This window comes from Polaribacter sp. HaHaR_3_91 (assembly GCF_019278525.1).
GTDB lineage: Bacteria > Bacteroidota > Bacteroidia > Flavobacteriales > Flavobacteriaceae > Polaribacter.
In genome coordinates, this window is the sequence record NZ_CP058986.1 from 2,524,069 (window position 1) to 2,538,133 (window position 14,065).

Here is a 14,065-nt window from a genome sequence, read left to right on the forward strand (position 1 = left end):
TTTTGGTACTTTCGCCTTTATATATGAGCAAATCAAAATACATTCTTCCAATAATCATTATTTCTCAATTTTGTTGCACCTCTTTGTGGTTTGCAAGCAATGGAGTAATGACAGATTTAATCACTAGTTTTAACTTAGATGAAATTGCGTTAAGTTATTTAACCTCTTCTGTGCAATTTGGCTTTATTATAGGAACTTTGTTATTTGCTTTATTTACTATTGCAGACAGATTTTCGCCATCTAAAGTGTTTTTTGTATGTGCTGTTTTAGGCGCTTTTTTTAATTTGAGACTTGTTTTTGAAAATCAAACTTTTTTAACCTTAATAGGTATGCGGTTTTTAACTGGGTTTTTCTTAGCAGGAATTTATCCTGTAGGGATGAAAATTGCTACAGATTATTATAACAAAGGCTTAGGTAAATCTTTAGGATATTTAGTTGGAGCTTTGGTTTTAGGCACTGCTTTACCACATTTATTAAAAGATTTAATGCAAGGATATTCATGGAAAACAATTATCATTTCCATCTCTACCTTAGCAGCTTTCGGCGGATTATTAATGTTGCTTTTTGTACCTAATGGACCTTATAGAACTGCCGGAAAAAAGCTAGATATTACCATCTGTTTTTCAATATTTAAAAACACAAAGTTTAGAAAAGCTGCTTTTGGTTATTTCGGACACATGTGGGAACTCTATACCTTTTGGACTTTTGTCCCGATTCTTTTAAAAATATATGAAAATTTGCATTCCGATGTTTCTTTTAATATACCTTTACTATCCTTTTTTATTATAGCAATAGGAAGTTTGTCTTGTGTAGTAGCAGGTTATTTATCCGAGAAATTTGGCACTAAAAATATCGCTTATTTAGCTTTGCTTTTCTCTTGTATCTGTTGCCTTATTTCTCCGTTGATATTTCAATTATCTAATGAAAATCTTTTTATTGCTTTTTTACTCTTCTGGGGAATGGTGGTTGTTGCAGATTCTCCGTTATTTTCTACTTTAGTGGCACAAAATGTAGCATCAGAAAACAAAGGAACCGCATTAACCATTGTTAATTGTATTGGCTTTACCATTACTATTGTTAGCATTCAATTGATAAGTAGCTATACAGAAACTACGGATTCTAACCTTATTTATCTGCTACTGGCAATTGGTCCTATTTTGGGTTTACTTACTTATTCGAGAAAAAAAGTTATTTCGTAATCTTAAAAACATCTCGATACAATTTTTCGAAAGCAACATCGATCGATGTACCAATTCTATATTAAATTTAGTAACGTAAGATGTCTGGTTGAGCGCAGTCGAAACCTAATTTAAAATTCAAATAATTCTCGACTGCGCTCGAATAGATAAAAGAGAATTTTATAACTTCTAATCAATAAAAAAGGATAGTAAAACTAATTACTATCCTTATATTCTTATTCTACTTTACTAAAATTCAAACTGATCAATTTAGTGCGATCACTGTAATGTGATTTCTTCCTTTGGTCGAAATGACAAATAATTCACTAAACCTTAGTCAAAACCCAAAGTTGTACTTCTTCTAGAGCAGACTCTTTTTTGTTTCGTTTTGTTTTATCAACCGTAGGTTTTATGGTTTTCTTTAAACATTTTTCTAGTTTAAAACGAATCCCTTTTGCCAATTCTTTTTCTATCGGATTTTCTTTAGTTAGCTTTTTTATTTGTGCTGAATTAGAAAATAAAATTACTAATTTTCCATCTTCAGACAATCTGTTATTTGCTTCTGCAAAAAACTTAGAAAATAAGTTTTTATTATAATAAACAGCTTCATCTATATTTTCTTCACTAGAAATGGCAGGTAACCAAGGTGGATTAAAAACAATTAATTCTGTTTCTTTTTCCCATTTACCAAAAAGGTTTCCGTAATCTAATTCTATTTTACGGGACAATTTGGTCTCGCCCATAAATTCTTTTAAACCCAAAATTGCATTTGGGTTTGTATCTGTACCAAATACTTTCTGAAAACCATGTTGCACCATTTGAAATGCCAAAACACCACTACCAATACCAACATCTATAGCAGATTTCTTAGGTCCTTCGTAACGTTTTAACCAATTATCAAACAACGTTAAATGATCGAATCGAGTTGGAAAATATGTACCTAAATAAGGGTGTACTTTATTTCTTAAAACAGGTACTTTAACTCCTTTGTTATATTTTTGCCAAGCACTGTTTAGTCTTTGAACTTCTGGAAACGTTAATAAAAAATTATTTTTATTTGCAAACATTTTAGCAAACCAACCAATTTTTGGAGCTTTATCTACAACCAATTTTTGATTTTTAATTTGTAATAATATTTGATTAGAAAGCTTATGGTATTCTGCACGAAATGCATGTTGCTCTTTAATTGTTTTGTTTGGCAAACGGATTTTTAAATGTTTTTGCAACTCTTTTAAAAGCAACATTCCGTTGCTATAAAACTCTGTAATTAAAACAGATTGCCCTTCCCTCATCGCATAAAGCGTTTCTCTTACATCTGTATTACTATCGAATTTTATTAAATCATCACCTGGGTGAATTGGTGTTGGTTTGTTTATTTTTAGCGCTGAACTCATTTATTTATGTTGTATTATATAGAATTGCAAATTATTAATGTTTGCAATTCTTGGTATTAAAAATAGTATTAGAAATAGAATTTAGCAACAATCTGTATTCAAATCTTTGCTAAATAATATTTTGCAAAGATACTTTTTAAAACCTAGTATAAATACGATTCATAGAAATAGCGTAGATTAATAAATATCACATTTTTCGCCATATAAATTATCAGTATTATTAGTGCTTTTTTATAGAATCCATAAAAATAAACAAAGAAGTTTTTTGATATAGAAATAATGAGTTTTTTATTCAGATATTTGTGTACCGAATTCTTATTTACAAAACAAAATGATTCAAAATACTGTTTTAGAACAACTTCATAACTCACTTTCTGGTGATGTTCTTTTTGATAATTTACATAAAACTTTATACGCAACTGATGCTTCTGTTTACAGGAAAATTCCATTAGCGGTTGCTTTTCCAAAGGATGAAAAAGACTTAAAAACCTTAATTGCCTTTGCAACTAAAAACAATATTACTTTAATCCCAAGAACTGCAGGAACTTCTTTAGCAGGACAATGTGTTGGAGATGGACTTGTAGTAGATGTTTCTAAGCATTTTACCAATATTATTTCTTTTGATGAAAAAGCAAAGACAATTACACTACAACCAGGTATTGTTAGAGATTCTTTAAACGTATATTTAAAACCTTTTGGTTTGTTTTTTGGACCAAATACATCTACTTCTAACAGATGTATGATAGGTGGAATGGTTGGTAACAACTCTTCTGGAAGTACCTCTATAAAATACGGAGTTACAATAGATAAAGTATTAGAAATCGATGCGATTTTAAGTGATGGAAGCACTGCTGTTTTTAAAGAAATTAGCTCTGCAGATTTCATCAAAAAAACAAAAGAAAAAACCCAAGAAGGGCAGATTTATAAAACTCTTTTTGACGAACTTTCTTTAACTGAAAATCAACTAGAAATACAGAATGAATTTCCTAAAGAAAGTATTCATAGAAGATGTACGGGATATGCGGTTGACGTGTTGTTAAGATCAGATTTATTTGGAGGAACTTCTCCAACTATAAATGTTGCAAAATTGCTATCTGGAAGTGAAGGAACCTTGGCTTTTTCTACGGCAATCACCTTGCAATTAGATGTGCTTCCTCCTACTCAAAGTATTATGGTTTGTACGCATTTTAAAACCATAAACGAAAGTTTAAAAGCTACAGTAGTTGCCATGAATCACAATTTATATAATTGTGAATTAATGGATAAAACCATATTAGATTGCACCAAAAACAATAGAGAATTAGCTAAAAGTCGTTTCTTTTTACAAGGAGATCCCGGAGCTATTTTAATGCTAGAAGTATCTTCTAATTCCATTGAAGAAACAGAAGTTTTAGCAGATAAATTAATTGCTGATTTAGAGAAAAATAATTTCGGTTATCACCACCCAAAAGTATACGGAGCAGATATTGCTAAAGTGCATTATTTACGTAAAGCAGGTTTAGGTGCTTTGGGTAATATTATTGGCGATAATAAAGCGGTAGCTTGTATAGAAGACACAGCAGTTGCTTTAGAAGATTTGCCAAATTATATTGAGGAATTCACTCAAATTATGGCTAAATACCAACAAAATGCGGTCTATTATGCCCATGCTGGAGCTGGTGAATTGCATTTACGTCCTATTTTAAATTTAAAGAAAAAGGAAGATGTTGTTTTATTTAGAAAAATCACAACCGAAACGGCTGAGTTGGTTAAAAAATATAAAGGTTCTTTTTCTGGTGAACATGGAGATGGAATTGTGCGTGCAGAATTTATTCCGTTAATGATTGGTGATAAAAATTACCAATTATTAAGAAGAATTAAAAAAGCATTTGACCCGAATAATGTTTTTAACCAAGGAAAAATAACGGATGCTTTTGCTATGGATGAAAGTCTTAGATATGAAGTTGATAGAATTGAACCTGAGATTAAAACCATTCAAGACTTTTCTGATAACGAAGGAATTCTAAAACTCGCAGAAAAATGTAATGGTACTGGAGATTGTAGAAAACCTGTAGAAGCTGGCGGAACCATGTGCCCTAGTTATAGAGCTACTAAAGATGAAAAAGACACTACAAGAGCAAGAGCAAATACGCTACGTGAATTTTTAACAAACTCAGACCAAGCAAATAAATTTAATCATAAAGAATTAAAACAAGTTTTCGATCTTTGTTTAAGCTGTAAAGCCTGTGCATCAGAATGCCCAAGTAATGTGGATATTGCAACAATGAAAGCCGAGTTTTTATATCAATATCAAGAAGCAAACGGATATTCTTTTAGAAATAAAATGTTTGCTAATAATGCAAAATACAATAAACTAGGAAGTGCATTTCCTTCAATCACCAACTTTTTCACAAACTCTACACTTGCTAAAAAAGTTTTAGGAGTTGCTGTAGAACGTTCTGTACCTAAATTAGCGAATCAGACTTTAGAAAGTTGGTTAAAGAAACATCACCCAAAAACATCTAAAAAGTCCCTTTATTTATTTAATGATGAATTCACCAATTTTTATGATTCAGAAATTGGACAAGATGCTGTTATTGTATTAGAAAAATTAGGTTACGAAGTAAAAACCGTAAAGCATGATGAAAGTGGAAGAAGTCATATTTCTAAAGGATTTTTAAAAGAAGCAAAAGCCATTTGCAATAATAATGTTGCTATTTTTAAAGATCTTATTACAAACGAAACTCCTTTAGTAGGAATAGAACCTTCTGCAATTTTAGGTTTTAGAGATGAATATATTCGTTTAGCTGATGATAAAGCATCCGCAGAAAAAATAGCGAAAAATAGTTTTACATTAGAAGAGTTCTTAGCTAAAGAGTTAGAAAAAGGAAGTATTGATACTTCTTTATTTACAAAGGAGTCTAAGACTTTAAAAATACACGGACATTGTCATCAAAAAGCATTGTCTAGTACACAGGCTAGTTTTCAAATTTTAAATATTCCAGAAAATTATAAAGTAACAATTATTAGTTCTGGTTGTTGTGGAATGGCAGGTTCTTTTGGTTATGAAAAAGAGCATTATAAGGTATCTATGCAAGTTGGTGAAGACACTTTGTTTCCTAAAATTAGAAATTGTAGTTCTGATACTGAAATTGCTGCTGCAGGAACAAGTTGTAGACATCAAATTTTTGATGGAACTAAACGTATTGCAAAACATCCGGTTACGTTGTTAAGAGAAGCGTTGGTTTAATTAAGTAAGTAGTTTTTAGTTTCAGTTTCCAGTCACGCTTCTAACCACTAAAAAGTTCTTATTTTTTTTAGCAACTTTTTGGTTTAAAAAAATCTTTATAAAAGTTATGAGTAAAAAACAAAAATACATAGCTGATGAAAATCGTTATGAGAAAATGAATTATAGAAGAACAGGAAATAGCGGTTTGCTTTTACCTGAACTTTCTTTAGGTTTATGGCATAACTTCGGTGAAAATGATGATTTTGATAATGCTCGAGATTTATTAAAATGTGCCTTCGATAACGGAATTACACATTTTGATTTAGCAAACAACTACGGACCTCCTTATGGTTCTGCGGAATCTACTTTTGGAAAAATATTAAAAAAAGATTTCAAAAAACACAGAGATGAATTGATTATTTCATCGAAGGCTGGTTATGATATGTGGGAAGGTCCTTATGGAAATTTTGGTTCTAAGAAATACCTAATTTCTAGTTTAGACCAAAGTTTAAAAAGAATGAATTTAGATTATGTAGATATTTTTTATCATCACAGACCAGATCCAGACACACCTTTAGACGAAACTATGAGTGCTTTAGATTTAATGGTAAGACAGGGAAAGGCATTGTATGTTGGTATTTCTAATTATCAACCAAAAGAAGCAGAAAAAGCATTTAAAATATTAAAAGACTTAGGTACTCCGTGTTTAATTCACCAACCAAGATATAGTTTATTTGATCGTTGGATAGAAGATGGATTATTAGATTTATTAGGAAATTCGGGGGTTGGAGCAATTTGCTTCTCTCCTTTAGCACAAGGAATGCTAACTGACAAATATATTAACGGATTGCCTAAAGATTCTAGAGCGGTAAAAGATGGTCGTTATTTAAAAACGGATAAAGTACTAGAAATGCTTCCAAAAATTAAAGATTTAAATGAAGTTGCTAAAAGCAGAAATCAGAATTTAGCACAAATGGCAATTTCTTGGATTTTAAAAGATGAAAGAATTACGTCTGTTCTAATTGGAGCAAGTAAAACTGAGCAAATATTAGACAGTATAAAAGCTACTGAAAACACTACTTTTTCTGAAGAAGAATTGACTAGAATTAATTCCATTTTAGCTTAAAATAAATTATAAAAGCTCCTACATGTTTTATAAACCTAAAGGACTCTTTTTTTTATTATCTACGAACAAAAGTGGATTATTTATTATATAAAAAAAGCTCCTTTAACAAGGAGCTTTTCACTACTAATACTATACTCTTCCTTTTCCTAAACTCTTCCTTTTTCATATAATTTTTATTATTCTTTTAATTGATCATCTGAAAGTAAAGCAAAGAATTTATCTAAATTAGGTAGAATTACAATTCTTGTTCTTCTATTTTTTGCTCTATTATCATTAGTAGTATTTTCTACTAAAGGCATTGTAGAACCTCTACCTGCAGCAATTAATCTACTACCATCAATATTATATTTACTTTCTAAAAGACGTACAATAGAAGTAGCTCTCTTTACGCTTAAATCCCAGTTATCTTGTACAACTGCATTGTTAATGGTTCTAGAATCTGTATGTCCTTCAATCATAACATCCATACTTGGTTCAGATTTTATAACTGCCGCTAATTTTTCAATTAAACCATAAGCACCATTTTTAACTCTATAACTTGCGTTGTTAAATAATAATTTATCAGAAACAGAAATCATTACTACCGTTTGATCAATGTCTATATTTAAATCATCAGAATCTGTTAAATCAGAATTATCAAACTTATTTTTTAAATTATAAGAAATGGCAAGGTTTAAAGAATCTTTTAAAGTTTTAGCTTTTGCTAACTCTGCTGGATCTACTTTAGATAAAGTTTCTCTCATTCTTTCTCTTGTATTATTAGAAATTACAGCTGTTTTACCAACCATATCTAACTTTACGTCATTGGCATCTTGTAAGCTTGAATTATCACTTTTTAGTGAATTAATTTTTTCATTATAGTCTGCTACCCTACTTTCAATTTTAGCAAATTTCCCCTCTAGTGCTTCTTTTTCTAAAGTAGTTTTTTGAAGCGTCCCTTTTGTATTAATATACTGATTTTCTAGCGTTACATACTTTTTTTTAGAAACACAAGATGTTGCCATTAACGATATTGCTACAACAGGTATAATAAATTTTTTCATAATTAATTAGTTTAAATGATATAACCTATAGCGGTTATTTAGTTATTTAATGTTACTTCTATTAGTTAAACAACTCAGTTTATAAATACCCTACCTTAAAAATTTATTTTTTTTTTATAAAAACAAAAAAAGCCCATAAAAACTTAATTTTCATGGGCTTATAATATTTAAAAAAATAAAAATTTATTGTAGCGAACTCAAACTACTTTTAATAGTTTCAATTTTTGCTACTGTATCTGCTTCTTTTTTACGTTCTAAAGCCAACACTTTTTCTGGTGCATTAGACACAAAACGCTCGTTAGACAACTTCTTTGTAATACCAAATAAGAAACCTTCTGCTCTTTTAAGCTCTCCTTCTAATTTCTTAATCTCTGCTTCAACATCTATATTTTCTATAGAAATTGGCACAAAGTATTCATTAGATTTTACTCTAAAAGAAGCACCTTCTACTTTTTCTGAAACATAGTTTATTGTTTCTGTATTTGTTAATTTCTGAATAACAGCATCAAATTGTTTTGTACTTTTATCATTATCGATAACAAATAATTCTACAGCATCTTTAAAAGAAATATTCTTATCTTTTCTGATAGTTCTAATTCCTGATACAACTCCTGTAGCAAATTCAAAATCTTCTATAATTTTTGCATCAAAATCTTTAATTACAGGATATTTTGCTATAATCAATGCTTCTTCTGGTGTTCTATCTGCAATATATTGCCAAATATCTTCTGATAAAAATGGCATAAATGGATGCAATACTTTTAAGTTATTTTCTAAAACTTCTATAATAGCATCAAATGTAGTTTTATCTATTGGTTGCTGATAAGCAGGTTTTACAATTTCTAATAACCATGAAGAAAAATCATCGTTAATTAACTTGTAGATTGCCATTAAAGCATCAGACAAACGGTATTTAGAAAAATGATCTTCTATTTCTGCCAACGTTTTTTGAAACTTAGCTTCGTACCATTCTAAACCAATTTTAGATGTTTCTGGTTGTGGTAAAGTAGCATCAACTTCCCAACCTTTTATCAAACGGAAAGCATTCCAAATTTTATTTGCAAACCCTTTTCCTTGCTGACAAAGATCTTCATCAAACATTAAATCGTTTCCGGCTGCAGAACTTAATAAAAGCCCTACTCTTACTCCGTCTGCTCCATAATCAGAAATTAATTTTAAAGCATCTGGCGAATTCCCTAAAGATTTAGACATTTTACGTCTTTGTTTATCTCTAACTAAACCTGTTAAATAAACATTATTAAAAGGTTTTTCGTCTTTATATTCATATCCTGCAACAATCATTCTTGCTACCCAGAAAAATAAAATATCTGGTCCGGTAACTAAATCGTTTGTTGGGTAATAATATTTAATTTCTTCGTTTTCTGGATTTCTAATTCCGTCAAACACAGACATTGGCCACAACCAAGAAGAAAACCAAGTATCTAGTGCATCTTCATCCTGACGAAGGTCGGACGCCGACAGCGAAGTGTTTTTAGTTCTTTCTTTTGCTAAAACTAAAGCATCATCAATATTTTCAGCTACAACAAAATCTTCTTTTCCATCACCATAGAAAAATGCAGGAATTTGTTGTCCCCACCAAAGTTGACGAGAAATATTCCAATCACGCACATTTTCCATCCAATGACGGTATGTGTTTTCAAATTTCTTTGGATATAAATTGATTTCTGCATCTTCACCCAAAACAGCATCAATTGCAGGTTGCGCAAGATCTTTCATCTTTAAAAACCATTGATCTGACAATCTTGGTTCTATAACAGCTTTTGTTCTTTCTGATGTTCCTACTTTATTTGTATGAACTTCCGTTTTTACTAAAATGCCTTTTTCTTCTAATTCTATTGCAATTTCTTTTCTTACAACAAAACGATCTTTTCCTTGATAATGTAATCCGAAAGAGTTTAAAGATGCATCATCATTAAAAATATCAATAACTTCTAATTTGTGCTTATCACCTAAATTCTTATCATTTTCATCGTGTGCAGGTGTTACTTTTAAACAACCTGTACCAAATTCTAAATCTACATATTCATCCTCAATAATAGGAATCACTCTACCACATAAAGGAACAATTGCTTTCTTTCCTTTTAAATTCGTAAAACGTTCATCATTGGGGTTGATACAAATTGCAGTATCACCAAAAATAGTTTCTGGCCTTGTAGTAGCAATGGTTAAAGTATCATCAGATCCTTCAATTTTATATTCTAAATAGTACAAGTTTCCTTGTCTTTCTTCATGAATTACTTCTTCATCAGACAAAGTAGTTTTTGCTTCCGGATCCCAGTTTACCATTCTGTATCCTCTATAAATTAAACCTTTGTTGTATAAATCAACAAAAACCTTAATTACAGATTCAGACATTTCCGGGTCCATTGTAAATGCAGTTCTTTCCCAATCGCAAGAAGCACCTAATTTTTTTAATTGTTCTAAAATAATACCTCCGTATTCATCTTTCCAATCAAAAGCGTGTTGTAAAAATTCTTCACGAGTTAAATCGCTTTTTTTAATTCCTTGCTCTTTTAATTTAGCAACAACTTTTGCTTCTGTAGCAATAGATGCATGATCTGTACCGGGAACCCAACATGCATTTTTACCTAATAAACGTGCACGTCTTATTAATACATCTTGTATGGTATTATTTAACATGTGCCCCATGTGTAAGACACCTGTAACGTTTGGCGGCGGAATTACAATTGTATAAGGCTCTCTTTCATCTGGTGTAGAATGAAAATAGTTGTTTTTCATCCAGTAGTCGTACCATTTATCTTCTACTTGGCTTGCATCATATTTAGATGGAATTGTCATACTTTGGTATTGTTTTTGTAATATAGTTAGCAAAAGTACAATTATCTATTTTGTAGAGAAAATTAGTAGTTGATTTTTTAAAACAAATTATTAGTCTTAATTTTACAGTATAAAATATTTATTATGAAAACCTTCGGAACATTATTAGTAGTATTCTTTATTTCTTTTTCAATAAACGCACAAGAGTTTAAATTTGAAAAAGAGACCATTAACTATGGAAAAATTGAAAAAGGATCTGATAAAGAAAGAGTCTTTGTTTTTTCTAATGTTGGTGATGAACCAATAATTATTAGTAGAATTCAATCTTCTTGTGGTTGTACAATTCCTAAAAAACCAGAAGCACCAATAATGCCAGGAGAAAAAGGAGAAATTAAAGTATCTTATGATACGAACAGAATTGGTGGTTTTTCTAAATCTATAACTGTTTTTTCAAATGCAAAAGAAGGAAATAAAGTAATTAGAATTAAAGGAGTAGTAACTAAAGAACTTTCTTTAGAAAAAGAGAAAAGTATCTTAACAGATATTTAATCTATATTTTTTTTATCAAACGAAATTCGAATTTCATTTGTACGCCATTGCGTTCAACTGTAATTCGAATTTTCTTTTTATCCCTTTCTTGAAATTTATAGATAATATCTTCTATCTTTAATTCATGAGCATGTTTTCCGTTGATTCTTAGAATAACATCATCTTTTAACAAACCTGCTTTTTCTGCTGCTGAGTTTTTAACAACACGACGGATAATAAACGATGGTTTAAAATTAAAAGAATACCTAGTAACAAAACTAATCGAGTTTTTATTTGGCATTTGGTTATTATAGGCACTTTTGTACTTATCAACAATCTCTTCTTTTACCAATTGCTTTCCATTATATACCACATCTAAACCACTCATATTATAATTAAACCCTGCACTAAGAGAACCATTCTTTTTTAGGGTGATTTTTTTATTAGGATAATCAATCCAAACTTTAAATCTGCTTAAAATACCGCCACCAACACTACCATTTCTTTCTTTAAATTTTCTTGCATTATGTGTAGAAAGGGAATCTAAAAAAGAAACAGTAGGGCTTTCAATAACAAAACTCCCCATTTTAAATTTAGGAACTCTACTTCTATTTCCAAAAATAGGTCCGCTTAAACCTTCTCCTAAAATATCATTAAAAAAACGTTTAGGTGTTCTAATTGATTTTTTAGAATTTTCGAAAAGCCACATAGCATCACTTCCTCCTAAATCTACTAATAATTTTACATCAATAAGCGCACTACCAACAGTATCTAAAAGCACCGAAGCATCTATAAATGGTTTTTTCCTATAAAACTGAAACGGAAAAGTTTCGCACTTTCTACATTTTTTATAGCTGTATGTTTTAGGATTGTAAAAATTTATTTTTTTTGTTTTGTAGTTAATCTTTACAATTACATTTTTTAATAAATTATAACCAATAATTCCGTGTATCGTTGTGCCCATTTTGCTCGATAAATCGAAGTAATCTTTTAAAATAACATAAACTGTTTCATTCTTACTTATTAAGTTCTTTACTTTAAAAATATTCTCTTTAGAAATAATTGCATCTACCCCATCACCGCTACCTAAACCACGCAACCTCAATCGTGTAGTATTTAACAATTCTATACTATCTTTTTCTGATAAATTAAATAGAATCGTTTTATTAACTCCCGTGTCTAGGATAAAGGATAATTGTTTTCCGTTAATTTCTAAAGGAATTACAATTAAATTATTAATCAATCTAAAACTTATTTGTTGACTATGCTTATTTTTTTCATTAAAAGTAAACCCTGTTTGAGAATTTACGATGAGTGAAAATAAAAATGATATTATGATAAGAGCATGTGATTTTATCAAACTAATTGTTTTTAGAACCTATACAATATACAACAAAACAAAACAATTAAAGAATTTCTTAAAGTTCAACTAAAATATATCACATACCTATTTGACAATAAACCACCTGCAAAGTTTCTTTAATATACTCTTTTAAATAAAATATATTTCGGAAATTCGCAATTACAAATATTTAAAACATAATTATGCCTGCAATATCTAAGAAAGGATTAAAAATGCCAGAATCACCAATTAGAAAATTGGTACCGTATGCTGAAGACGCTAAAAAAAGAGGTGTTAAAGTATTCCATTTAAATATAGGTCAACCAGATATAAAAACACCACAAGTTGCCTTAGACGCAGTAAAAAACAATACAATTACAACATTGTCTTATGCTCGTTCTGAAGGTTCTGAAGAATATAGAAACAAACTAGTTAGTTATTATAAAAAACATCAAGTTAACGTAACTGCAAACAATATTGTTATTACCACAGGTGGTTCTGAAGCATTGCTTTTTACCATTGGTAGTATTACAGATCCGGGAGATGAAATTATTATTCCAGAACCTTTTTACGCAAACTATAACGGATTTTCTACCGCATCTGGAGTTACCGTAGTACCTGTTATTTCTAAAATTGAAGACAATTTTGCATTGCCTAAAATTGAAGATTTCGAGAAGTTAATTACAAAGAACACCAAAGCAATATTAATTTGTAACCCAGGGAATCCTACTGGATACTTATATTCTAAAGAAGAGATTCAGAAATTAAAAGAGATTGTTTTAAAACACGATTTATTTTTAATTGCTGATGAAGTGTATAGAGAGTTTACCTACGATGGTTTACAACATACCTCTGTAATGGCTTTAGATGGTTTAGAGCAAAACTCTATAGTTATAGATTCTGTTTCTAAGCGATACAGTATGTGTGGTGCAAGAATTGGTTGTATTGTTTCTAAAAATGAAGATTTTATAAAAACGGCTATTAAATTTGCACAAGCACGTTTAAGTCCACCAACATATGCTTTAATTGCTAGTGAAGCTGCTTTAGACACTCCACAACAATATTTTGATGATGTAAAAGAAGAATACGTAGACAGAAGAAACACTTTAATTGCAGAATTAAACAAAATTGAAGGTGTAAAAGTAGCCAATCCAAAAGGTGCTTTTTACTGTGTTGCGCAATTGCCTGTTAAAGATTCAGATCATTTTGCAAAATGGTTATTAGAAGACTTTAATTTAAACAACGAAACCGTTATGGTTGCTCCTGCAAGTGGTTTTTATTCTACTGAAGGTGAAGGAAAAAACCAAATTAGAATGGCATACGTTTTAAACAAAGAAGATTTAATTAGATCTGTAGAGATTTTAGGAGAAGCTTTAAAAGTTTATAAGGATTAGTTATAACTGTTTATAAAGTACTATTATCCTAACGTATTTACGGGATAATAGTA

9 protein-coding genes are annotated in these 14,065 nt (G+C 30.1%); 5 read left to right on the forward strand and 4 right to left on the reverse strand.

Annotated elements, in window-relative coordinates; translation table 11 throughout:
* Positions 1 to 23: 23 nt before the first annotated feature.
* On the forward strand, positions 24 to 1,199 hold the full coding sequence (locus tag H0I27_RS10600; protein WP_218730682.1) for an MFS transporter: 1,176 nt from the start codon (positions 24 to 26) through the stop codon (positions 1,197 to 1,199).
* A 305-nt stretch (positions 1,200 to 1,504) separates the two neighbouring features.
* Here H0I27_RS10600 and H0I27_RS10605 read toward each other — a convergent pair whose 3' ends face one another.
* Positions 1,505 to 2,572: a methyltransferase gene (locus tag H0I27_RS10605; protein WP_218730683.1), complete on the reverse strand. Its 1,068-nt coding sequence runs from the start codon at positions 2,570 to 2,572 to the stop codon at positions 1,505 to 1,507.
* 331 nt (positions 2,573 to 2,903) lie between these two features.
* On the opposite strand from H0I27_RS10605, the gene H0I27_RS10610 reads away from it, so the two are divergent.
* The gene (locus H0I27_RS10610; protein WP_218730684.1) at positions 2,904 to 5,801 is read left to right on the forward strand and encodes an FAD-binding and (Fe-S)-binding domain-containing protein; all 2,898 of its coding nucleotides are present in this window, start codon (positions 2,904 to 2,906) and stop codon (positions 5,799 to 5,801) included.
* A gap of 106 nt (positions 5,802 to 5,907) precedes the next feature.
* A complete protein-coding gene (locus tag H0I27_RS10615) occupies positions 5,908 to 6,906 on the forward strand; it encodes an aldo/keto reductase (protein ID WP_218730685.1) in 999 nt (332 codons plus the stop codon).
* A gap of 176 nt (positions 6,907 to 7,082) precedes the next feature.
* Here the strand turns inward: H0I27_RS10615 and H0I27_RS10620 are convergent, their stop codons facing one another.
* Together H0I27_RS10620 and H0I27_RS10625 are read right to left on the reverse strand one after the other, a co-directional pair.
* Entirely contained in the window at positions 7,083 to 7,949 is an 867-nt protein-coding gene (locus tag H0I27_RS10620) for an OmpA family protein (protein ID WP_218730686.1), read from the reverse strand.
* Between the two features lie 183 nt (positions 7,950 to 8,132).
* The gene (locus tag H0I27_RS10625) at positions 8,133 to 10,769 is read right to left on the reverse strand and encodes a valine--tRNA ligase (protein WP_218730687.1); all 2,637 of its coding nucleotides are present in this window, start codon (positions 10,767 to 10,769) and stop codon (positions 8,133 to 8,135) included.
* A 123-nt stretch (positions 10,770 to 10,892) separates the two neighbouring features.
* Here H0I27_RS10625 and H0I27_RS10630 point away from each other — a divergent pair, with 123 nt between their 5' ends.
* Positions 10,893 to 11,297 carry a DUF1573 domain-containing protein gene (locus tag H0I27_RS10630; protein ID WP_218730688.1) on the forward strand — a complete coding sequence of 135 codons (405 nt, stop codon included), beginning with the start codon at positions 10,893 to 10,895 and terminating at the stop codon, positions 11,295 to 11,297.
* A 1-nt stretch (position 11,298) separates the two neighbouring features.
* Here H0I27_RS10630 and H0I27_RS10635 read toward each other — a convergent pair whose 3' ends face one another.
* Complete coding sequence (locus H0I27_RS10635) at positions 11,299 to 12,519, reverse strand: retropepsin-like aspartic protease (RefSeq protein WP_254713077.1); 1,221 nt, start codon at positions 12,517 to 12,519, stop codon at positions 11,299 to 11,301.
* Positions 12,520 to 12,821: 302 nt separating this feature from the next.
* Between H0I27_RS10635 and H0I27_RS10640 the strand changes: the two genes are divergently transcribed.
* Positions 12,822 to 14,012 carry a pyridoxal phosphate-dependent aminotransferase gene (locus tag H0I27_RS10640; protein WP_218730690.1) on the forward strand — a complete coding sequence of 397 codons (1,191 nt, stop codon included), beginning with the start codon at positions 12,822 to 12,824 and terminating at the stop codon, positions 14,010 to 14,012.
* Positions 14,013 to 14,065: the final 53 nt, after the last annotated feature.

Coding starts and splice junctions, on each gene's coding strand:
- H0I27_RS10600 (WP_218730682.1), top strand. CDS start 24: ATGAGCAAATCAAAATACATTCTTCCAATAATCATTATTTCTCAATTT.
- H0I27_RS10605 (WP_218730683.1), bottom strand. CDS start 2,572: ATGAGTTCAGCGCTAAAAATAAACAAACCAACACCAATTCACCCAGGT.
- H0I27_RS10610 (WP_218730684.1), top strand. CDS start 2,904: ATGATTCAAAATACTGTTTTAGAACAACTTCATAACTCACTTTCTGGT.
- H0I27_RS10615 (WP_218730685.1), top strand. CDS start 5,908: ATGAGTAAAAAACAAAAATACATAGCTGATGAAAATCGTTATGAGAAA.
- H0I27_RS10620 (WP_218730686.1), bottom strand. CDS start 7,949: ATGAAAAAATTTATTATACCTGTTGTAGCAATATCGTTAATGGCAACA.
- H0I27_RS10625 (WP_218730687.1), bottom strand. CDS start 10,769: ATGACAATTCCATCTAAATATGATGCAAGCCAAGTAGAAGATAAATGG.
- H0I27_RS10630 (WP_218730688.1), top strand. CDS start 10,893: ATGAAAACCTTCGGAACATTATTAGTAGTATTCTTTATTTCTTTTTCA.
- H0I27_RS10640 (WP_218730690.1), top strand. CDS start 12,822: ATGCCTGCAATATCTAAGAAAGGATTAAAAATGCCAGAATCACCAATT.